This window comes from Nonomuraea sp. NPDC049758, from assembly GCF_040674635.1.
Lineage (GTDB): Bacteria > Actinomycetota > Actinomycetes > Streptosporangiales > Streptosporangiaceae > Nonomuraea.
This window is the reverse complement of the sequence record NZ_JBFAMZ010000011.1, coordinates 68,008-87,897: the sequence shown is the minus strand read 5'-3', so window position 1 is coordinate 87,897 and position 19,890 is coordinate 68,008. Positions and strand designations below refer to the sequence as shown.

Genomic DNA, 19,890 nt, shown 5'->3' with positions numbered 1-19,890 from the left:
GAAAGGACGAGGGCCGGTGCGCGCCTCCCATCTCCCTTCGCCGACCCTGGACGAGTACCTGCGCCTGGTCGCGACCGTCCATCCGCAGTTGCACGCCGTGCTGGACTTCGACCGGCCGGGCGCGGCGCGGGCGCTCGGCGTGCTCGCCGCGACCAGCAGCGAGTTCGACTCCGACCGCGACGGGCGGGGCGACCCCTACCGCCGGGCGCAGCAGGACGCGCTGGTGCGCTGGACCGGCATCCGGGCGCCGCTCGGGCTGCACGACTTCGACGACTCCGGCCCCATGGCGGGCTTCTTCGCGCAGGTCGTGCATCCGCACGCGGCGGGCGGGCACGCCTACCGGCACTTCACCCGGCCCGGCCTGTCCGCCCTGTTCGCCGACGCGGGCCTGCCCGTACGGGTGCTCGACCTGTACGACCCGCTGATCGTCCGGGCCGGGAGCGAGCGGGCCGCCGGAGCCCGCCGCACCGGCCCGCTCCGTCGTCCACCGGCGCGGCGGGCAGTACGTGGCGGAGGTCCCGAGAACGGCCCTGGTCGCCCTGTCCACCAGACCGACCGGCCGCCTCCCGGCGTGAACCGCCGTTCAGCGCTCGCGGCGCTCCGGGGGGAGCTCGCCCGCGAAGACGCGTAGCTGGAGGGCCAGCGTGGCGTAGTAGCCGACCAGGGTGGTCAGCTCGAACAGGCCGCGCTCGCCGAGCGCCGCCGTGACCGCCCGGTAGTCCTCCTCGCCCAGCATCCCCGTCCGGGTCAGCTCGCGGGCGGCGAGCACGGCGGCGCGTTCGGCCGGGTCGGACAGTCCGGGCGGACGTCCCCCGCGCACCGCGGTCAGCTCAGCCTCGGTCAGGCCGCAGGACCGGCCCACCGCCTCGTGCGCGTCGCGTTCGAAGTCGCTGCCCCAGTGGGCGGCGACCACGAGGATCGCCAGCTCCCTGGCCCGGTCCGGCAGCACCGAGCCGTAGCGCACCGCCGCGCCCAGCGCCTGGAGCGCGCCGCCGACCGGCGGGCTCAGCAGCATGGCGTTGAACGGGCCGCGCAGCCGCCCCCGGTCGTCGGCGAGAGGGAAGACCTGGGGGCCCGCCGCCCGGGGACCGCCGGTGATGGCGCGGTAGACCTCGGCCTGGGCGTCGTCCAGGTCTTCCGGGGGAAGGGCGGGCAGCCGGGCGGTCATGCGGTGCTCCTGTCTCGGCGACGCGGGCCACCGGGCTCCGCCGGCGGGTGGACCTGCGGCGACGTCTCGCCCCGGGTGCCGGTGGCGCGGTTAGCCGTGGCCGGATCACGGAACATCCTAGGTCTCTAGCCGCGCGGCCGTCTTGGAGACATGACCATGGAGTTCGAGACTCCCCACAGCCACCGACACCGTCCGCAGAGGTGTGCGTCGTGACCAGGACCGGGGTGTCCGGGCCGCTGCTGATCGTCCTCGGCCTGCTGTCGGCGGTGGCGCCGCTGGCCACCGACATGTACCTGCCCGTGTTCACCGACCTGGCGGCCGACCTGGGGACGGGCGCGGCCGGCGTGCAGCTCACGCTGACCGCGTTCCTCACCGGGCTGGCGCTGGGCCAGCTCGTCATCGGGCCGCTGTCCGACCGGTTCGGCCGCCGCCGGCCGATCCTGCTGGCCACCGCCGCGGCCCTGGCCGCCTGCGTCCTGTGCGCGCTCGCGCCGGACATCCGGACGCTCGTCGCCCTGCGTTTCGTGCACGGGTTCGCCGGGTCGGCGGGCATCGTCATCGGCCGCGCGGTGGCGGCCGACCTGACGTCCGGCCGGGCGGCGGCGCGGATCTTCTCGCTGCTGGCCTCGGTGGTCGGCGTCGCGCCCGTCGTGGCCCCGCTGATCGGCGGCGCGCTGTCGCCCGCCGGGTGGCGCGCGGAGTTCTGGGTGATGGCCGGGATCTCGGCAGTGATGCTGCTCGGTTCGGCGCTCGTCGTGCCCGAGACGCTGCCGCCCGGACGCCGGCACGCGGGCGGCCTGGCCGCCACCGGGCGGACCGTGCGGCGGCTGTTCGCCGACCGGGGCTATCTCGGTTACGCCTTCTCCTTCGCCTTCGGCTTCGCGGGGCTGATGGGGTACATCTCGGCCTCGCCCTTCGTCGTGCAGAACGTCCTGGGCCTGTCCACCCCCGCCTACACCGTGACGTTCGCGGCCAACGCGCTGGGCATGACGCTGACCGGCCTGGCCGCGGCGCGCCTGGTGCGCCGGTTCAGCCCGGAGGGGCTGCTGCGGACCGGGCAGGGGCTGGTGCTGGGGCTGTCGGCCGTCCTGCTGGTGCTGCTGGGGGCGTGGACGGCCGCGGTGGTGGTCCTGCCGGTGCTGTTCGCGCTGGTCAGCTCGGTCACGCTGATCATGGGGAACGCGGCGGCGCTGACGGTGGGGCGGGCGCCGTACGCGACCGGCACGGCGGCGGCCGTGATGGGCGCGTTGCAGTTCGCGCTCGGGGCGCTGGTCTCGCCACTGGTCGGCCTGGGCGGCGCGGACACCGGGCTGCCGATGGGCGTCACGCTGGTCGTCAGCGCGCTGCTCGGCGTCGGCGCCCGCCTGCTGACCCGGGGCCTGCCCGAGACCGGCCCCACCACCGCCGAGGCCCCCGCCCGCGGCTGAGCCCCGTCCGGTGGTGTCTTCGGGGCCTGGGTTCAGGGGGCCGGGTGGGTGCGCAGGGCCGTGACGAGCCAGTCGAGGGCCGGGGCCGACGGGGCCGGGGGCGGCCAGGCGTTGATCACGGCGAGCAGGCGGAGGTAGCGCTCCCTGCGGAGGTCGTTCGCCGCCGTCAGCCTGGCCAGCAGCCGCCGCCGGAGGCCGGCGTCGTCGGGACGGCCCAGGAGGCGTGCGTACTCGCCGGCGACCGCCGCCACGACCGGCGCGGACTCGGGCGCGGCGGGATCCACGCCCACCGCCAGCGCTTTCCCCGCCGCCCACACCCCCACCGACACGGCGTCCCGCGGCACCCCTTCCCCGTGGCCCGCGGCACGGTCGGTGGTCAGGTCGGTGGTCAGGTCGTGCAGCTTCGCGCGGAAGGACGGGTCCGCCATCAGTTCGGCCAGTTCCAGCCACGCCTCCACCTGCTCCGGCTCGGCGTCGTCCGGCAGTTCGGGGGTCAGCGAGACCCGGAGCCCCGCCAGTCCCGGCCCGGCGTCCGGGACGGCGGCGTCCAGGAAGTCGCCGACCAGGCGACGGCGTTCGTCCTCCGACAGTCCTGCGAGTCTGTGCATGAGCTCCATCTCCTCGGGCCCCGAGCCGCGCCGGGCCACCGCCGTCAGCACCGCGCGCCGCGTCCGCAGCGTGCGGATCCGCACCGCCAGGGCCTCGGCGTGCGCCGCCGCGACCTGTGCGAGCGTCAGCTCCCGGTCCACGACCTTGCGGACCGTGACCAGGTCGACCCCGAGGTCGCGCAGCGTGCGGACGAGGTCGAGGCGGGCCGCGGCGGCGGCGTCGTAGAGGCGGTAGCCGGCCGGGCTGCGTTCCACCGGCGGCACGATCCCGCGGTCGGAGTAGAACCTGATGGTCCTGACCGGCAGTCCGGTCCGTCGCGCCAGGTCGCCGATCGTGTAGAGGGTGCCGCCGTCCATGGCTCCACCTTGGCGTCTCCCCCTGGTGGAGACTCAAGCGCCTCCCTCGTTGCGCGGCTCCGGCCGATGACCGTAGTGTCGAGCCTCGGATCGTGACTGGCGTGATCGTAAGGTGGGACTGACCACCGGGGAGCGGTCCTGGACGTCGCCGCGCGCCTGGGTGCCCTCACTTCGACGGCTCGGGAGAAGTCATGGCTGAAGAGCACCCCCATTCCTACGGCGCCCACGACGCGGCCACCGTGTCGGCCGCCTACCGCAACGCGCTCGACGTGATCGCCGCCGTGGAGCCCGGCGTGGCCGGCGCGATCCGCGCCGAGCTGGCCGACCAGCGCGCCTCGCTGAAGCTCATCGCCAGCGAGAACTACGCCTCCCCGGCCGTCCTGCTCACGATGGGCACGTGGCTGTCCGACAAGTACGCGGAAGGCACGATCGGCCACCGCTTCTACGCCGGTTGCCAGAACATCGACACCGTCGAGCAGCTGGCGGCCGACCACGCCAAGGCCCTGTTCGGCGCCGAGCACGCCTACGTCCAGCCCCATTCGGGCATCGACGCCAACCTGGTGGCGTTCTGGGGCATCCTGGCCCACCGGGTGGAGGCTCCGGCCCTGGCCGCCGCCGGCGCGCGGCACGTCAACGACCTGTCGGAGGACGACTGGGAGACCCTGCGCAAGGCCCTGGGCGACCAGCGGGCCCTCGGCATGTCGCTGGACGCGGGCGGTCACCTGACCCACGGCTTCCGTCCCAACATCTCGGGCAAGATGTTCCACCAGCGCTCCTACGGCACCGACCCGGAGAGCGGCCTGCTCGACTACGACGCGCTGCGCGCGACCGCCCGCGAGTTCCGCCCGCTGGTGCTGATCGCCGGGTACTCGGCCTACCCGCGGCGCATCGACTTCGCCCGCATGCGGGAGATCGCCGACGAGGTGGGCGCGGTCCTGATGGTGGACATGGCGCACTTCGCCGGGCTGGTCGCGGGCAAGGTGTTCACCGGCGTGCACGACCCGGTGCCGTACGCGCACGTCACGACGACCACCACGCACAAGTCGCTGCGCGGGCCGCGCGGCGGCCTGGTGCTGTGCCGGCGCGAGTACGCCGACTCGATCGACCGGGGCTGCCCGATGGTGCTGGGCGGCCCGCTCGGCAACGTGATGGCGGCCAAGGCCGTCGCGCTGGCCGAGGCGCGGCAGTCCGCGTTCGCCGACTACGCGCGGGCGGTGGCCGGCAACGCGGTCGCCCTGGCCGAGGGTCTGGCGCGGCGCGGCGTACGGCTGGTCACCGGCGGCACCGACAACCACCTGGTGCTGCTCGACGTGTCCACGTACGGGCTGACCGGCCGGCAGGCGGAGTCGGCGCTGCTCGACGCCGGGATCGTCACCAACCGCAACGCGATCCCGCGCGACCCCAACGGCGCCTGGTACACCTCGGGCATCCGGATCGGCACCCCGGCGCTCACCTCGCGCGGGTTCGGGACGCAGGAGTTCGACCAGGTCGCCGAGCTGATCGTGGGCGTGCTGGCCGACACCACGCCGTCGGCCACCTCCAAAGCGAAGTACGACCTGCCGCAGAGCACCGCCGAGAAGACCCGCGCCGCGGCGGCCGAGCTGCTGGCCGCCCACCCGCTCTACCCGGGCCTCGACCTGAGCTGACCCACCGGCCACCCGACCCGCTCACTCCGGCCCGCGGCGGGCCCGTCGCGAGAAGTAGGCGGCGGCCATCCGGGTGTGGGCGGGGAACGCCAGCTCGGCGGGCCCGTCGATGACCAGCCACTCGCTCGTCTCGTCCGTGGCCTCCATCGGCGGCAGCGCGGACGCGGTGACGCGCGGGCCGAGCCCGAAGATCAGCACGGTTCCGTCCGGGGCGCTGACCACGTCGAAGAGCGTGACGTCGGCGGCCTCGGCCACCACGCCCGTCTCCTCGCGCAGCTCGCGCACGGCCGCCTGCTGCCAGGACTCCCCCAGGTCGATGAACCCGCCGGGCAGGGCGAGCCGGCCGCGGCGCGGCTCGACGTCCCGGCGTACGACGAGCAGGCCGTCGTCCACGGGCAGCAGCGTCACCGCGACCGGCAGCGGGTTGAGGTAGCTGGTGTTCCCGCAGGCCGCGCAGGTGCGGGGCCAGGGCTGGCCGGGGGCGAAAGCGGCGCCGCAGAAGGAGCAGTACGCGTTCCTGATCACGCCGCGATCCTAGAGCCCGGCCCGGCGACCAGGCCGGCTGGACGGCGGTGCCGTGGGGTCAGCCCGCGACCGAGCGGTCCGCGCGGCTGACCAGGGGGTTGCCGCGGTGGGGTTGCCAGGCGGCGCGCAGGCCGCGCAGCTCCTCCCGGACCCGGGCCGAGGAGATCAGCCGGATGTCGTCGCTCAGGTCGAGGACGGTGGCCGCCGCCTGGTCCACCTCCCCCGCGCGGAGAAGGGAGTGGGCGGCCCGCAGCCCGATCAGGGCACGGGTGCGCAGCTCGACCGGCCGTCTGGCCCGCATGGACGCGGCGAAGTGGCGGGCGGCGGTGGCGTGGTCGCCGAGCTGGGTGAGGGTCAGGCCGATCTGGTGCTCCAGGGACTCGCGCCGGTAGTTGCCCGTCCACTCCGACTCGGGGACGGAGTCGGCGCGTTCGAGCTGGGTCTCGGTACGGCTGAGCAGCCTGAGCGCGTCCCAGCGGGTGCCGGCGGCGGCGTGGGTCTCGGCGCGCATGCCGGTGATCCACGCCTGGGTGCGGGCGGGACCGTGCCCGGCCAGCGCGGACGCGGCCGCCTCGGCCAGGGCCAGCGCCTCGCCGTCGTGGCCCAGCTCGGCCGCCTGGACGGCCATGCTGCGCAGGGCGGTGGCGCGCAGCAGCAGGTCGGCGGCCTCGTCGGCGAGACGCACGCTGCTGATGTAGTAGCGCTGGGCCAGGGCGTGGGCGCCGGCGTCCATGGCCATGTAGGCGGCCAGGTAGCTCAGCTCGGCGGCGGCGGCGAACAGGTCGGGCCTGCGGCGGCCGGTCGTGCCGTGCAGCAGGGGCGTGACCTCGCGGGACAGGTAGGCGGCGACCGCGGCGCGGGCGTGGCCGCCGCCGTAGCGGTCGTCCAGGTCGGCGAAGGCGCGGGTGGTGGCGCGGATCCGTTCGACGTCGCCCGCCCCGGCCCGGCGGGCCGCCGCGCGGCCGCCCGCCCGCCGCGCGGCCAGGACCGATAAGCCCGATAAGCCGGACAACGCGGCCAGGGTGAACGTGCGCCGGTTGAGCAGGTCGTCCTCGCCCAGCACGGCGAGCCGGGCGACCGGGTCGCCGCGCCAGGGATCGTCGGCGGACGGCGGCCCGCCCGGCTCCGGCCAGCCCAGATGCGCCGGGCGCAGGCCGGGCCTGCCCAGGCGGCGGCGGAACGCCTCGACCGCCGCGCGCACCGCCTCGGGGCGCGGGATGGTGCCGGTCAGCCAGTGGCCGACCGCCGAGCGGTCGTAGTGCACGCGCTCGCCACTCTCGGCGGCGACGGCGTTGACGTGCCGCGCGGTGGCCGCGTGGGTCCAGCCCGCCTGCTCGATCAACGCCGCCAGCGCCCGGTTGACGACTGGGTGGGTACGGCGGGGCGGCATCTCGTCTTCACATCGCTTCACATCACTGTGGCCTCGACGGTGCGCCGGACGTGGCGCACCGTCAAGAGTGCGGGCCGTGCCCCTCGCGGGACGGCCCCGTACGGAGGACGGCGAGGGAGGGGCTGATGGAGGGGCTGCACGGCGCGGGCCGGCGCGAGACCGGCCTGGAGGAGGCGGCGCAGGAGGAGCTGACGGCCGCGCTGGCGGGCCGCCCGCTGGTCTGCGTCGAACGGTTCAGCACCGCGCTGCGCACCGGCTACACCGGCCCGGCCCCGGTCGAGGTGCTGCGCCCGGCGCTGAGCATCGGCTGCTACTCGGCGTGGGACCCGGCGCTGCCCGGCATGGTCGTCGCCGCCGAGGAGCGCACCAGGACCCGGTCGGTCGCCGAGCGGCACGCCTGGCTGCCCCGCGTCCGGCACGAGGCCGCCCGGTACCTGCTCAAGCTGGACCGTCCGCCGGTCGTCTTCACCTGGTACGACAACGCCCGCCTGCGCGAGCTGGCCGGACCCGGCGGGGTCGTCGCGGCCATCGACGCCGATGTGCGGGCCGCGATCGAGGCCAAGCACCTGCTGGACGACCTGCTGCGGGCGGCCGGCGTGCCGGCGGTGGCCCGCGTCCCCTGCGTGCACGTCGAGCGGCTGCCCGGGCTGGCCGAGCTGCGGCGCGCGGTCGGCACCGAGCGGGTCGTGGTGCAGGCGGGCCGGCGGGCGGACCGGCACGGCACGGTGGTCGTCGCGGGCGAGGACGACATGCCGCGCGCGGCCCGGCTGCTCGGGCCGTACCGGGTGGCGGCGTACGTGCCGGGCTGGCCGTGCACGATCGCGGTGCTCAGCGTGCCCGACCGCGACGGCGGCGTCCGGGTGTACGCCGACCGCCCCGCCCACACCTCGGCCGGGATCGCCGAGCTGGGCGCCGGGCCGATGCGCAGCACGGGCGACGACTGGTCGCGCCCCTGGCCGACGCCCGCCGCCGCGCTGCTCATCGAGTGCGCCGAGCGCATCGCGTTCTGGGCCTGGCGCAGGTACGGCGCGGCCGGCCTGTTCAGCGTGGAGGCCATCCTCACCCCGGGCGAACGGGTCCACCTGACGGCGATCAAGTGGCGGCACCAGGAGGGCACCGAGGTGGCGTCGGTCAACCAGCAGGCCGCCGGGCTGCCCCCGTTCGTGCTGGCCCACCTGTCGGTGATGCTCGGCGGGCCGGTGACCTGGCTGGGGGACGCGCAGGAGTTCAACCAGCGCACGCTGCTGCGCTCGGCCAGGCCGGGCGGGCCGTTCCACGTCCGGGTCCGCCTGGCCCGCGACACCCCCGTACGCGTGTCGGCCGCCCACGGCCCCGGCGTCTACCGTCTGGACCGGTCGGGGAGCCTGCGGTGGGTGCGGCGGGGGGCGCACCCGTCGCAGGCGCGGGCGAGCCAGGGCGAGTTCCTGCTGGCCAACCTGCCCGAGCCGGACGTCGTCTGCCATCCGGGGGCCCACCTCGCCACCGTCGAGGGCGTCGCCGAGGGCGGGGCGCACCCGTTCGACGGCCCGGACACCGCCTCCCTGGCGACCCGGCGGATCGTCGCGGCCGTCGAGGACCTGTTCGACGAGGTCAAGGAGCTCTGATCGGCACATTGCCACGGGGAGCCCGCGGACCGATGAGTTCACCCGCCCCCGGTGGTCCAACCTGGTGTCACCGACTCCGCGGAAGGACCCACCGATGAGCACCACGCACATTCTCGACATACCGGGCGGACGCCTGCGCTACCACGTCCGCGGCAGCGGCCCGCTGCTGCTGCTCGTGGGCGCGCCGATGGACGCCGCCCCCTTCGCCCCGCTGGCCGAGGAGCTGGCCGGCGAGCACACCGTCGTCACCCACGACCCGCGCGGCGTGTCCGGCAGCACGCTCGACGACCCCGGCCAGGACTCAACCCCCGACCTGCGGGCCGACGACGCGGTCGCGATCATCGACGCGCTCGGCGCCGAGTCGGCCGACGTGCTCGGCAGCAGCGGCGGCGCGGTCACCGGCCTCGCCCTGGTCACCCGCCACCCCACCCGCGTGCGCACCCTCGTCGCGCACGAGCCGCCCGTGCTGGAGCTGCTGCCCGACGTGGCCCGGCGCCGCGCCGAGGTGGACGACATGATCGAGACGTTCCGCCGGGAGGGCCCGGGGGCGGCGTTCGGCAAGTTCATGGCCACCGCGGGCTTCCGGACCGGCGAGGACGCCCCGGCCCCGCCGCCGAGCGAGTCGCCCGAGCAGGACCTGGCCGACGCCACCCACTTCTTCCTGCACGAGCTGCTCGGGACCACCCGTTACGTGCCCGACGTCGCGGCGCTGAAGGCCGGGCCGGCCCGCGTCGTCGTGGGCGTCGGGGCCGACTCGGGCGGTCTGCTCACGTACCGCACCTCGCAGGCGCTGGCCGACCTGCTCGGCGCGCCGCCGGTGGTGTTCCCCGGCGAGCACGGCGGCTTCGTGGACCGTCCGAAGGAGTTCGCCGACGTGCTGCGCGAGGTGCTGGCCCGCTGACGCGGCGCGCCCGCCGAGACGGCGGGCCCCGGGTGGCGCGCTCCCGGTCGGGCGCTCAGCCGCCGGGGGTCAGGTTCGCCGGGAAGCCGCCGGTCGCGATCGGCCCCCAGCGGTCGATCGTGATCCGGATCAGTGACTTGTTCTGGCGGCGCATGGCCTGCCGGTACTCCTCCCAGTCGGGATGCTCCCCGGCGATGCACCGGTAGTAGTCCACCAGGGCGTCGAGGGCCTCGGGCATGTCCAGCACCTCGCCTCGCCCGTCCACCTGGACGTAGGGGCCGTCCCAGTCGTCGGACAGGACGCACATCGAGACGCGCTCGTCGCGCCGGGCGTTCGCGGCCTTGGCGCGCCCGGGGTAGGTGGAGACCACGATCCGGCCCTCGTCGTCGACGCCGCACGAGACCGGCGAGAGCTGGGGACGCCCGTCGGCGCGGGTCGTCGAGAGCAGGCCGTGGTGCCGGGGGCGGAGGAAGTCGAGCAGTTCGGGCAGATCGACGCGGCGGGCGGTCGCGATCCTGGGAGCCATACGGGACGCCTTTCCTGTGCGGTGCCGGCTTCGATCCTGCCATCCGGCGCGGGCCCCGGCTTCCGGGGCTCGCCCAGGCGGCCCTATGGTGTGGTTCGCCGGCATATGCCGGTACGTGCCCGAGGGGAGGAGCGGAATGCCGGAAGTCCGTCCGCTCCGGCCGGGCGATCCTGACAGGATCGGCGACCACCGGCTGCTCGGCGTGCTCGGCTCGGGCGGGCAGGGGATCGTCTACAAGGGCGTCGACGGCGCGGGCCGCGAGGTCGCGATCAAGCTGCTGCACAGCCACCTGACCCAGGACGACGACGTCACCCGGGGCCTGCTGCGCGAGGCCGAGGCGGCGCGCCGGGTGGCCGCGTTCTGCACGGCCGCCGTGCTGGACGTGGGGGTGGCCGACGGGCGGCCGTACATCGTGAGCGAGTACGTCGCGGGCGACACGCTGCAGAGGCTCGTCCGGGAGTCGGGGCCGCGCACGGGGGGCGCCCTGGACCGGCTGGCGATCTCCACGCTGACCGCGCTGGCCGCCATCCACGAGGCCGGGATCGTGCACCGCGACTTCAAGCCGGGCAACGTGCTGATGGGGCCCGAGGGGCCGATCGTCATCGACTTCGGCATCGCCAAGGCCCTGGGGGCGACGACGCAGGCCTCGGCGCCGATGGGGACGCCGGCGTACATGTCGCCCGAGCAGTTCGCGGGCGAGCGGGTCGGGCCGGCGTCCGACGTGTTCAGCTGGGCGGGGACGATGGTGTTCGCGGCCACCGGCCATCCGCCGTACGCGGGTGAGACGGTCGCCGCCATCCTGCACAAGGTCATGAGCGGGACGCCCGACCTCACGGACGTGCCGGCCCGCCTGGTGGACCCGATCCGGTCCTGCCTCGCCAAGGACCCCGCCGCCCGTCCCACCCCCGCCGCCCTCCTCCGCCACCTCATCAGCGCCCCCGGCACCGCCGGGTCGGCTGCGTCGTACCCGCCCGGCGTCCCGAGCTCGGCCCCCCTCCGTTCCGAGGGGGCCGCCCCCCAGCACCCGGCGCATCCGGGAGCCGGTGGCGGGCCGGACATGCGCGGAGGAAGCCCGGCGACGGCCCCTCCGCCCGGCGCGCAGATCCCCCCGCCCGGAGCAGGAGCGACGGCCCATCCGACCGGACCAGGAGCCGGTGCGACGGTTCCGCCGCGCGGGCCTGGGGCGACGGGGCCGGCGTTTCGTGGGGAGGCGACCAGGCCGGGTACGGATCGGCGGGTGAGCCGGCGGGCCGTGGTGGTCGGCGGTGCGTCGGCCGCGGCGGCTGCGGCGGCGTCCGCCTTCCTGCTCCTGCGCCCCGCGAACGGCCTCGCCGACGACCCGTCCCCTCGCCCCACCGGCGACCCGACCGGCCCCCCGGCGACGGGCACGGCGACGGGCACGCCCACGACAGCCGCGACGAGCCCAGCGCCCAGCACGTCCCCCACCGGATCCCCCACGACGTCCACCACCCCGTCCCCCGCGGCCGAGCCGTTCGGCGCGCCCGTCAGGGAGCCCGTGGCGCTGCCGGCGGGCAGCGGGACGCCGGCCGTCCTGGCCGCCGCCGGCGCCACCGTCGTCTGCGGCACGTCCAAGGGCACGGTGCTCGTCTGGGACCTCGGCCCGGCGTCCGCGCCCATGCGCAGGCTCGGCGACGGCGGCGCCGCCGCGACCGCCGTGGCCTGCGCCGACGGCAAAGCCGCCACCGGGCACGGCGACGGCGCGATGCGGCTGTGGAACCCGGGGGGCGGCGCTCTCCACACGAAGAAGGCGGCCGACCCGGTCATCGCCGTCACCACCGCCGGACGCGCGGTCGCCGTCACCCAGAAGTACGACAGCCTGAGGGACCTGCACAGCGTCGTCCGCCTGTGGGACCTCGCCACCGGCCGCCAGATCGGCCCCGCCGTCACCGACCACTTCCAGGGCGTCAACGGCCTGGCGTTCGGCCGCCTCGGCGACGACGAGGTGCTGGTCACCGGCGACGGCGCCAACCGCGTCCGGGTGCGCCGCCTGTCAGACGGAAAGGTGACACATACCTACAAGACCGGCGAGATCGGCGGCATCGAGCTGCTCGCCTGCGGCGAGCTGGACGGCCGTCCCGTCCTGGTCTCCACCCACCTCGACGCCACCCTGCGCGTCTACGACCTGGCGACCGGCAGGCGCAGGAAGAAGTGGAACTTCAGCCGCCGCAGCCCCGACGACCGGGGGGCGTCCGCGCTGGTCGTGGGCGCGCTCGGCGGCAGGCCCGTCGCGGTCGTCGCGCACGCGCCGGGCGGCGGCGAGACGGTCGTCCGCGTCTGGAGCCTGACCGACGGCAAGATCGTCGGGGAGCTGGGCCCGGGGCCGGGAGCCGAGGTGCGGGCCCTGGCGCTGGCCGAGCTGGAGGGCCGTCCCGTGGTCGTGGGCAGCGGCGGCGACGCTCTGCTGAGCGCGTGGAGCCTCGGTCCCGCCTGACGCTCATCAAGGTTTAAGAATCGCGGCCTATGGTTCGGGCTGTGCTCACGGACGAAGTGGTGAAGGAGCCCGTGCGGACGCGTCCGCGCCGGGTCTGGCGGCGGCGGCTGGCGACGGCGGTCGCGGTGCTGTTCGCGGCGGGGACGGCGGTCCGGCTCGGCGGCCTGGAGTCGGGCGTCCTGCTGGTCCCGCTGGTGTCCTTCACGCCGTACTTCGGGGTGGCGGCGCTGCTGATGCTGGGGGCGGCGGCGCTGGTCCGCAGCAGGGCGGCGGTCGCCGTCATGCTGGCGGTGTGCGTGTGCCTGGCCTGGCTGGTGCTCCCGCGCGCCCTGCCCGGCGGTACGGACGCCGCGACCGGCCGCCCGTTGCGCGTGCTGACCGCCAACCTCAACGGCGGCCGCGGCGACGCCCGCACGATCGTCGACCTGGTCCGCACGCTGAACGTGGACGTGCTCAGCCTCCAGGAGCTGACCTGGGCGGAACGCGACCGGCTGGCGGCGGCCGGGCTGGAGACGCTGCTGCCGTACCAGGTCACCAAGCCGGAGACGTGGGGGCCGGTCGGCAGCGGCGTGTACGCCCGCCACCCGCTGCGCGAGCGCACGGGCCTGTTCCAGCCGGTCGGGCACCACATGCCGGTCGTGGAGGCGGCACTGCCCGGCGGCGCGGTGGAGGTGGTGGTGGTGCATCCGGTGGCGCCGGTGCCCTCGACGGTGCCGGAGTGGGAGGCGGGGGTCGGGACGCTGCCGCCCGCGCCGTCCACAGGCGCGCCGCGGATCCTGGCCGGGGACTTCAACGCCACGCTGGACCACGCCGTGTTCCGGCGGCTGCTGGGCACCGGCTACACCGACGCGGCGGCGGCCACCGGCAAGGGGCTGGTCCCCACGTGGCCGATGCGCCGGATCCCGCCGCTGGTGGCGATCGACCACGTGGTCACGGACGGGCGGGCGCGGGCGGTGGACGTGCGCGTCCTCGACCTGCCCGGCTCCGACCACCGCGCCCTGTTCGCCGACCTCCGCGTCCGGAGCTGACCCGCCGGAAGCCCCGCGCCCGGCGACAGACCGGGCACGGGCCTCCAAAGGGACCCCAGGGGCAGGCCGGGTGGTGTCAGGCCAGCCAGGCCGCCGTGTCGGTGGGCAGGCGGTCGCCGTCCAGGGCGCCGCTGGCCAGCAGGACCGTGCCGTGGGCGGGCAGCGGCACCGGGTCGGGGCCCAGGTTGACCACGCAGGTCAGACCGGAGTCCCGGGTGAAGGCGAGCACGTCGGGCCCGAGGTCGAGCCAGGTGAGCGTGCCGTCGCCGAGCCGCTCGGCACGGATGCGCAGCCCGTCCCGGTAGAGGTTGAGCATCGAGCCCAGGTCGGCGGTCTGGGCCTCGACGGTGAGCTTGTTCCAGGCGTCCGGCTGCGGCAGCCACGGCGTGGCCGTGCCGAAGCCGAACGGCGGCTCGTCGCCCGACCACGGCAGCGGCACCCGGCAGCCGTCGCGGCCCTTCACCGTGTGGTTCGAGCGCCGCCACATCGGGTCCTGGCGCAGCTCGTCGGGGATGTCGTCCACCTCCGGCAGGCCCAGCTCCTCGCCCTGGTAGATGTAGATGCCGCCGGGCAGCGCCATGGCCAGCAGCGCGGCCGCGCGCGCCCGGCGGTAGCCGAGCTCCAGGTCGGAAGGGGCGCCGTCCCTGCGGTCGGCGTGGTCCCAGGAGGTGTCGGCGCGGCCGTACCGGGTGACGACGCGGGCGACGTCGTGGTTGGACAGCACCCAGGTGGGCGGGGCGCCGAGCGGGGCGTGGGTGGCGAGGGTCTGCTCGATCACCTGGCGCAGGCCGGCGGGCTCCCAGGGGCAGGCCAGGAACGGGAAGTTGAAGACGGTGTGCAGCTCGTCGGAGCGCAGGTAGCGGGCCAGGCGCTGCTGGTCGGGCAGCCAGACCTCGCCGACCAGGACGCGGCCGTCGTACTCGTCGGTGATCAGGCGCCAGCTCCGGTAGACGTCGTGGACCTCGTCCAGGTCCTCGTACGAGCCGGTCAGGCCGTCGGGCTTGGCGAGCAGGGCGGCCGAGTCGATGCGGATGCCGTCCACGCCGCGGTCGTACCAGAAGCGCAGCACGTCGTGGAACTCGCGGTGGACGTCCGGGTTGGTCCAGTTGAGGTCGGGCTGGCCGGGGTCGAACAGGTGCAGGTACCACTGGCCGTCGGGCACCTGGGTCCAGGCGGGGCCGCCGAAGATCGACTGCCACTCGCCGGGCTCGTCCCGGAACCAGAACCGGTCGCGCACGGACGGGTCGCGCAGCGCCTCCCGGAACCACGCGCTCGCGGTCGAGCTGTGGTTCGGCACCACGTCGATGATGATCCTGATGTTCAGGGCGTGCGCCTCGGCGATGAGCTCCTCCGCCTCGGCCAGGGTGCCGAACACGGGATCGATGTCCCGGTAGTCGGCCACGTCGTACCCGCCGTCGGCCAGCGGCGAGGGATACCAGGGGTTGAGCCAGATCGCGTTCACCCCGAGCGCCGACAGGTACGGCAAACGTGCCCGCAGCCCCGCCAGGTCGCCCACGCCGTCACCGTTGCCGTCGGCGAAGCTGCGCAGGTAGACCTGATAGATCGCGGCTCCCCGCCACCACGTTTCGGACATGCTGAAGACAACTCCTTGCCATAGGTGGAGGCACTCAGCCCTTGAGGCTGCCGGCGGTGAGTCCCGCCATGATGTGCCGCTGGAAGATGAAGAAGACGATGACGGTCGGGATGCTGGCGATCACCAGGCCGCCCATGACCTGGTCCTGCGACACGGCACCGGCGGTCTGGGCCAGGCCCACGCTGAGCGTCATCTTCTCGCTGTCGCTCATGACGAGCAGCGGCCAGATGAAGTCCTTGAACGAGGTGACGATCGTGAAGATCGACGTCACGCCGAGGATCGGGCGGGAGACCGGCAGCACCACCGACCACAGGATGCGGAACGGGCCGCCGCCGTCGATCTGGGCGGCTTCGAGCAGCTCGCGGGGGATGGAGTCGAAGAACCTCTTGAGCAGGAAGATGTTGAAGCCGTTGGCCGCGGCGGGCAGCCACAGGCCCCACGGGTTGTTCAGCAGGTCCCAGCCGAGGATCGGCACGTCGTGGATGGCGAGATAGGTGGGGATGAGCACGACCATCGGCGGGATCATCAGCGTGGCCAGCATGGCGCCGAGGATGACGTTGCCGAACGCCGGGCGCAGCTTCGACAGCGCGTACGCGGCGGCGACGTCGACCGACATGGTGATCAGCCAGCCGCCGCCGGCGTACAGGACGGTGTTCTTCAGCAGCGTGCCGATGTCGAACAGCTCCCACGACTCCAGGAACTTCCCGAAGTTCAGCTCCTTCGGGAAGAGCGTGGGCGGCACCTGGGCGAACTCCTCGGCCGACTTCAGCGCGCCGGTGATCATCCAGTACATCGGCAGGAGGAACACGACCGTGAACGTGACGACCGTCGCGACCAGGACCGTCCAGTAGACCCGCCGTCCCCACCGGCTGTTGAGCTGGTGCGGGGAGATGATCGTGCGGAACTGCACCTCGATGCGCCTGGGCGGCCGTCTCCTGGCCCGGCGTCCTGGCGAGGGCGGCGCGGCGGGGCGGCGCAGGGTGGCGTTCGACATGGTCAGCCCTTCTCCTCGCGGGTCAGCCGGAGCTGCACGGCGGCGAAGGCGAGCAGGACGACCATGAGCATCATCCCCAGCGCGCCGCCCGCGCCGTAGTCGCTGTAGGTGAACGCCTGCTGGAACATCAGGAAGACGACGGTGGCGGTGGCGTTCTCCGGGCCGCCGCCGGTGAGCAGGTACGGCTCGATGAAGACCTGCATGGTCGCGACGATCTGCAACATCAGCATGAGCAGCAGGATCAGCCGGGTCTGCGGGATCGTGATGTGCCGGACCCGCTTCCAGACGCCGGCGCCGTCGAGCTCGGCGGCCTCGTAGAGGTCGGGCGGGATGTTCTGCAGCGCGGCGAGGTAGATCAGGGTCGCCGAGCCCATGTTCATCCAGGTCGAGACGAGCACCAGGCAGAGCAGCGCGGTGTCGGTCGAGTAGATCCAGTTGAGCCCGGGCAGCGAGAAGAAGCCGAGGATCTGGTTGAACAGGCCGACGTCGGGGTCGTAGAACCAGCGGAAGAGCAGCACCGCGACGGCCGGGGGCAGCATGACCGGCAGGTACACCACGAACCGCAGGTAGGCCCGGCAGTGGCGGAGCTCGTTGAGCAGGATCGCCACCGCGAACGGCAGCCCGTAGCCGAGCACCAGCGCGAGGACGGTGAACATGAGCGTGTTCAGCCACGCGGGCCCGAAGGCGGGGTCGGCGAAGGCGGCCCTGAAGTTGTCCAGCCCGACCCACTCCGGCTCGTTGACCAGGTCGGTCTTCTGGAAGCTGAGGATGAACTCCTGGACGATGGGATACCAGGAGAACAGGACGAAGCAGAACAGCGCCCCGACCATGAACCCGTAGGCCGTCAGGTTCCTCCGCAACGCCCGGCGCAACGGCGAGGGCGGCCTCGGCCGTCGCGCGGCTCCGGCGGTCGCAATGCTCATGGGGTGTCTCCGATCACCGACTCGACGTACCGGGGCGCCGGCGGGTGCGGCGCCCCGGTCTCACGTTCCGCTCAGCTCTTGCCGAGCATGGCGTTCGCCTTGGTCTCGGCGTCCGCGAGGAGCTGGTCGACATTGGCGTCCTCGCGGCTCAGCACGGCCGACATGGCGACGTCGAGGATGGCGTAGAGCTCCTGGGCGTGCGGCGGCTCCATCTTGGGCGGGATGGTGGCCGAGGCGTCCACGTACGGCTGGTAGTTCTCCACCGGCAGGGTGGCGTTGGCCTTGCGGGCGTCCTGGATGGCCTTGCCGGTGGGCGAGGCGCCGTAGACGTCGTTGTCGGGCACGCCGACCGGGTTGCCGAGCGACTTGCCGCGGGCGAAGTCGAAGCGGCCCTTGTCGACGGTGTTGAAGCGGAAGTTCACCCAGGCCAGGCCGGCCTTGGCCTGCTCGGGCGTGGCCTTGGGGTTGACGAAGAACGCCTCGCCGCCGCTCAGCGACGCCTTGGCCTCGGGGAAGCCGGTGATGCCGTAGTCGGTGGCGGCGCCCTTGAACTTGTTGACCACGTCGGTGACGACGTCGGGGGCGCCGAGCATCATGCCGACCTTGCCCGAGCCCATGGCCTGCATGAGGGGCTCCCAGGCGTTGAACAGCTTCGCGCCGGTGCTCTTGTCCACCCAGCGCAGGTCCTTGAGGAACTGCAGCACGGCCTTGCCCTCGGGCGAGTTGAACGCGGCGGTCCTGCCGTCGGCCGAGACCATGTCGCCGCCGCGGCCGTACAGGGCCTGGTTGAAGTGCCAGCCGCCGGTGTTGCCGCCGGAGTACTCGCCGTAGCCGATGACGCCGCCGCCGAGCGCGGCGATCTTCTTGGCCGCCTCGCGGACCTCGGCCCAGGTCTTGGGCGGGCTGTTGGGGTCGAGCCCGGCCTTGGTGAACAGCGCCCGGTTGTAGACCAGGCCGACGCTGTAGTGGACGTTGGGGACGCCGTAGACCTTGCCGTCCTTGGTGACCAGGTCGCGGACGTCCTGGCGGAGGTCGTTCCAGTTCTTGATCTCACCGGTGTACGGCGTGATGTCCAGGCCCTGCCCCTTGGCGATCACGTCGCCGTAGTTGGTGACCGGCACCACGAACACGGTCTCCATCTGGCCGCCGGCCAGCTTCGGGCCGAAGGTCTTGGGGTCGAAGCAGGGCTGCTGGTCGGTGCTCTTGACCGTCACGCCGGGGTTGGCCTTCATGAACGCGGCCACGTCGTCGTCCCAGGCCTGCCGCTCCTTGGGGGCGGACTTCGCGGGCTGGCAGGCGACGGTGATGCTCACCTGCGCGGCGCCCGGGGCGCTGCCCTGCGCCTCGGGCTTGGTGTCGTCGCCACTGCCGCAGGCCACGGCGCTCATGCTCAGGCCTGCCGCCACGAGCAGCCCCACAGTCCTGCGATAGTCCGATCTCTTCATCGATCTGACCCTTCCGAAGCTTGACGAAGCCGGGGGACGGTGAGGCGCCCCGCTGTGCGCTCACAATGGCAGATCCCTCAGATGTCCGCAATGTTTCGACATAGGGTTGCAAGATAACGACTAGGTCACCGGAAGACGTTCTCAGGACGAGCCGCGAACCCGTCCCGTCGAGGCCCTGACCACCAGCTCCGGGTCGAAGAGCAGCTCGTCGGCGGGCACCACGTGCTTGTCGATCTGCGCGACGAGCAGGTCGACGGCGGCCCGGCCCATGGCGTCGATCGGCTGGCGCACGGTGGTCAGCGGCGGGTCGGTGCAGTTCATCAGGGCCGAGTCGTCGAACCCGACGACCGAGACGTCCGCCGGCACCGACAGGCCGGCCCGGCGCACGGCCCGCACCGCGCCGAGCGCGAGCATGTCGCTGGCGCACACGATGCCGGTCACGCCCCTGGCGACCAGCCTGGCGGCCGCCGCGTGCCCGCCCTCCAGCGAGTACATGCTGTGCTCGACCAGCGCGGGATCGACCTGCCCTGCCACGGCGGCGAGCTTGCGCCGGGACGGCACGTGGTCGCGCGGCCCGAGCACCAGGCCCACCCGCTCGTGGCCGAGGCTGCGCAGGTGGCCGAGCGCGATCTCGGCGGCCACCACGTCGTCGGCCGACACCTGCGGGAACCCCAGGTGCTCGACGGCGGCGTTGACCAGGACGGTCGGCAGTTTGCGCTCGTAGAGCAGCTCGTAGTGCTCGTGGGAGGCGTCGGCCTGGGCGTAGTGGCCGCCGGCGAAGACGACGCCGCTGACCTGCTGGGAGAGCAGGAGGCTGACGTAGTCGGCCTCGCTCACCCCGCCGACCGTGCGGGTGCACAGCACGGAGGTGAAGCCCTGCTGGGCCAGGGCGCCGCCGACGACCTCGGCGAACGCCGGGAAGATCGGGTTCTGCAGCTCGGGCAGCACCAGGCCGACCAGCCGGGCGCGGTCGCCGCGGAGCCGGGTGGGGCGCTCGTACCCGAGCACGTCGAGGGCCGTGAGCACGGCCTCCCTGGTGGCCTCCGACACGCCGGGCTTGCCGTTGAGCACCCGGCTCACGGTCGCCTCGCTCATGCCGACCTTCTTGGCCACGTCTCCGAGTCGTCGGGTCATGCGCAAACTATACGGCCAATCCCGCAAAGACTTGCAACAGCTTGCGCCCATCCTTGCGGGCGATGGGTGGGATTTCCGCCGCTTCCGCAGGGGTCACGACCTGCTTCGTTCGCCGGGCCCGCGAAATCACGTCATAGTCGATTATTTGCGAAACGAAGTAGAAACATT

The 19,890-nt window shown here is 73.9% G+C and carries 17 protein-coding genes and 1 riboswitch; of the genes, 7 read left to right on the top strand and 10 right to left on the bottom strand.

What is annotated here, in order from left to right:
* Positions 1-16: 16 nt before the first annotated feature.
* Positions 17-631, top strand: a complete 615-nt coding sequence (locus tag AB0J46_RS27920) for a hypothetical protein (protein ID WP_364336912.1) — start codon at positions 17-19, stop codon at positions 629-631.
* On the opposite strand, the gene AB0J46_RS27915 is transcribed toward AB0J46_RS27920, so the two are convergent.
* Entirely contained in the window at positions 584-1,168 is a 585-nt protein-coding gene (locus AB0J46_RS27915) for a carboxymuconolactone decarboxylase family protein (RefSeq protein WP_364336910.1), read from the bottom strand. The genes AB0J46_RS27920 and AB0J46_RS27915 overlap by 48 nt on opposite strands.
* 209 nt (positions 1,169-1,377) lie before the next feature.
* Between AB0J46_RS27915 and AB0J46_RS27910 the strand changes: the two genes are divergently transcribed.
* On the top strand, positions 1,378-2,595 hold the full coding sequence (locus tag AB0J46_RS27910; RefSeq protein ID WP_364336908.1) for a multidrug effflux MFS transporter: 1,218 nt from the start codon (positions 1,378-1,380) through the stop codon (positions 2,593-2,595).
* A gap of 32 nt (positions 2,596-2,627) precedes the next feature.
* Here AB0J46_RS27910 and AB0J46_RS27905 read toward each other — a convergent pair whose 3' ends face one another.
* Positions 2,628-3,560: a MerR family transcriptional regulator gene (locus tag AB0J46_RS27905; protein WP_364336906.1), complete on the bottom strand. Its 933-nt coding sequence runs from the start codon at positions 3,558-3,560 to the stop codon at positions 2,628-2,630.
* 82 nt (positions 3,561-3,642) lie between these two features.
* Positions 3,643-3,729: riboswitch (ZMP/ZTP riboswitch) on the top strand.
* A gap of 22 nt (positions 3,730-3,751) precedes the next feature.
* Here AB0J46_RS27905 and AB0J46_RS27900 point away from each other — a divergent pair.
* Positions 3,752-5,206 carry a glycine hydroxymethyltransferase gene (locus AB0J46_RS27900; RefSeq protein WP_364336904.1) on the top strand — a complete coding sequence of 485 codons (1,455 nt, stop codon included), beginning with the start codon at positions 3,752-3,754 and terminating at the stop codon, positions 5,204-5,206.
* 21 nt (positions 5,207-5,227) lie between these two features.
* On the opposite strand, the gene AB0J46_RS27895 is transcribed toward AB0J46_RS27900, so the two are convergent.
* Both AB0J46_RS27895 and AB0J46_RS27890 read right to left on the bottom strand, forming a co-directional pair.
* Entirely contained in the window at positions 5,228-5,731 is a 504-nt protein-coding gene (locus AB0J46_RS27895) for an NUDIX domain-containing protein (RefSeq protein WP_364336902.1), read from the bottom strand.
* Positions 5,732-5,789: 58 nt separating this feature from the next.
* Entirely contained in the window at positions 5,790-7,121 is a 1,332-nt protein-coding gene (locus AB0J46_RS27890; protein ID WP_364336900.1) for a hypothetical protein, read from the bottom strand.
* Positions 7,122-7,246: 125 nt separating this feature from the next.
* On the opposite strand from AB0J46_RS27890, the gene AB0J46_RS27885 reads away from it, so the two are divergent.
* Both AB0J46_RS27885 and AB0J46_RS27880 read left to right on the top strand, forming a co-directional pair.
* Positions 7,247-8,725, top strand: coding sequence for a hypothetical protein (locus tag AB0J46_RS27885; RefSeq protein ID WP_364336898.1), 1,479 nt, complete (start codon positions 7,247-7,249; stop codon positions 8,723-8,725).
* A 94-nt stretch (positions 8,726-8,819) separates the two neighbouring features.
* Complete coding sequence (locus tag AB0J46_RS27880; RefSeq protein ID WP_364336896.1) at positions 8,820-9,626, top strand: alpha/beta hydrolase; 807 nt, start codon at positions 8,820-8,822, stop codon at positions 9,624-9,626.
* Positions 9,627-9,681: 55 nt separating this feature from the next.
* Here AB0J46_RS27880 and AB0J46_RS27875 read toward each other — a convergent pair whose 3' ends face one another.
* Positions 9,682-10,152, bottom strand: coding sequence for a PPOX class F420-dependent oxidoreductase (locus tag AB0J46_RS27875; protein ID WP_364336894.1), 471 nt, complete (start codon positions 10,150-10,152; stop codon positions 9,682-9,684).
* A gap of 136 nt (positions 10,153-10,288) precedes the next feature.
* Between AB0J46_RS27875 and AB0J46_RS27870 the strand changes: the two genes are divergently transcribed.
* Together AB0J46_RS27870 and AB0J46_RS27865 are read left to right on the top strand one after the other, a co-directional pair.
* The gene (locus tag AB0J46_RS27870) at positions 10,289-12,604 is read left to right on the top strand and encodes a protein kinase (RefSeq protein WP_364336892.1); all 2,316 of its coding nucleotides are present in this window, start codon (positions 10,289-10,291) and stop codon (positions 12,602-12,604) included.
* A gap of 41 nt (positions 12,605-12,645) precedes the next feature.
* Positions 12,646-13,632: an endonuclease/exonuclease/phosphatase family protein gene (locus AB0J46_RS27865; protein WP_364336890.1), complete on the top strand. Its 987-nt coding sequence runs from the start codon at positions 12,646-12,648 to the stop codon at positions 13,630-13,632.
* Between the two features lie 76 nt (positions 13,633-13,708).
* Here AB0J46_RS27865 and AB0J46_RS27860 read toward each other — a convergent pair whose 3' ends face one another.
* From AB0J46_RS27860 to AB0J46_RS27840, 5 genes are all read right to left on the bottom strand, one after another.
* On the bottom strand, positions 13,709-15,226 hold the full coding sequence (locus AB0J46_RS27860; RefSeq protein ID WP_364336888.1) for a glycoside hydrolase family 13 protein: 1,518 nt from the start codon (positions 15,224-15,226) through the stop codon (positions 13,709-13,711).
* Positions 15,227-15,260: 34 nt separating this feature from the next.
* Complete coding sequence (locus AB0J46_RS27855; RefSeq protein ID WP_364336886.1) at positions 15,261-16,220, bottom strand: carbohydrate ABC transporter permease; 960 nt, start codon at positions 16,218-16,220, stop codon at positions 15,261-15,263.
* A 2-nt stretch (positions 16,221-16,222) separates the two neighbouring features.
* Entirely contained in the window at positions 16,223-17,143 is a 921-nt protein-coding gene (locus AB0J46_RS27850; protein WP_364336884.1) for a sugar ABC transporter permease, read from the bottom strand.
* Positions 17,144-17,214: 71 nt separating this feature from the next.
* Positions 17,215-18,588, bottom strand: a complete 1,374-nt coding sequence (locus AB0J46_RS27845; RefSeq protein ID WP_364336882.1) for an extracellular solute-binding protein — start codon at positions 18,586-18,588, stop codon at positions 17,215-17,217.
* Between the two features lie 141 nt (positions 18,589-18,729).
* Positions 18,730-19,722 (bottom strand): LacI family DNA-binding transcriptional regulator, encoded by a 993-nt coding sequence (locus AB0J46_RS27840; RefSeq protein WP_364336880.1) that lies wholly within the window; start codon positions 19,720-19,722, stop codon positions 18,730-18,732.
* Positions 19,723-19,890 lie beyond the last annotated feature (168 nt).

Bases quoted from the DNA above. Each gene is read 5' to 3' on its own strand.
- AB0J46_RS27915 (WP_364336910.1), bottom strand. From the start codon at position 1,168: ATGACCGCCCGGCTGCCCGCCCTTCCCCCGGAAGACCTGGACGACGCC.
- AB0J46_RS27905 (WP_364336906.1), bottom strand. From the start codon at position 3,560: ATGGACGGCGGCACCCTCTACACGATCGGCGACCTGGCGCGACGGACC.
- AB0J46_RS27900 (WP_364336904.1), top strand. From the start codon at position 3,752: ATGGCTGAAGAGCACCCCCATTCCTACGGCGCCCACGACGCGGCCACC.
- AB0J46_RS27890 (WP_364336900.1), bottom strand. From the start codon at position 7,121: ATGCCGCCCCGCCGTACCCACCCAGTCGTCAACCGGGCGCTGGCGGCG.
- AB0J46_RS27885 (WP_364336898.1), top strand. From the start codon at position 7,247: ATGGAGGGGCTGCACGGCGCGGGCCGGCGCGAGACCGGCCTGGAGGAG.
- AB0J46_RS27880 (WP_364336896.1), top strand. From the start codon at position 8,820: ATGAGCACCACGCACATTCTCGACATACCGGGCGGACGCCTGCGCTAC.
- AB0J46_RS27875 (WP_364336894.1), bottom strand. From the start codon at position 10,152: ATGGCTCCCAGGATCGCGACCGCCCGCCGCGTCGATCTGCCCGAACTG.
- AB0J46_RS27870 (WP_364336892.1), top strand. From the start codon at position 10,289: ATGCCGGAAGTCCGTCCGCTCCGGCCGGGCGATCCTGACAGGATCGGC.
- AB0J46_RS27860 (WP_364336888.1), bottom strand. From the start codon at position 15,226: ATGTCCGAAACGTGGTGGCGGGGAGCCGCGATCTATCAGGTCTACCTG.
- AB0J46_RS27855 (WP_364336886.1), bottom strand. From the start codon at position 16,220: ATGTCGAACGCCACCCTGCGCCGCCCCGCCGCGCCGCCCTCGCCAGGA.
- AB0J46_RS27850 (WP_364336884.1), bottom strand. From the start codon at position 17,143: ATGAGCATTGCGACCGCCGGAGCCGCGCGACGGCCGAGGCCGCCCTCG.
- AB0J46_RS27845 (WP_364336882.1), bottom strand. From the start codon at position 18,588: ATGAAGAGATCGGACTATCGCAGGACTGTGGGGCTGCTCGTGGCGGCA.
- AB0J46_RS27840 (WP_364336880.1), bottom strand. From the start codon at position 19,722: ATGACCCGACGACTCGGAGACGTGGCCAAGAAGGTCGGCATGAGCGAG.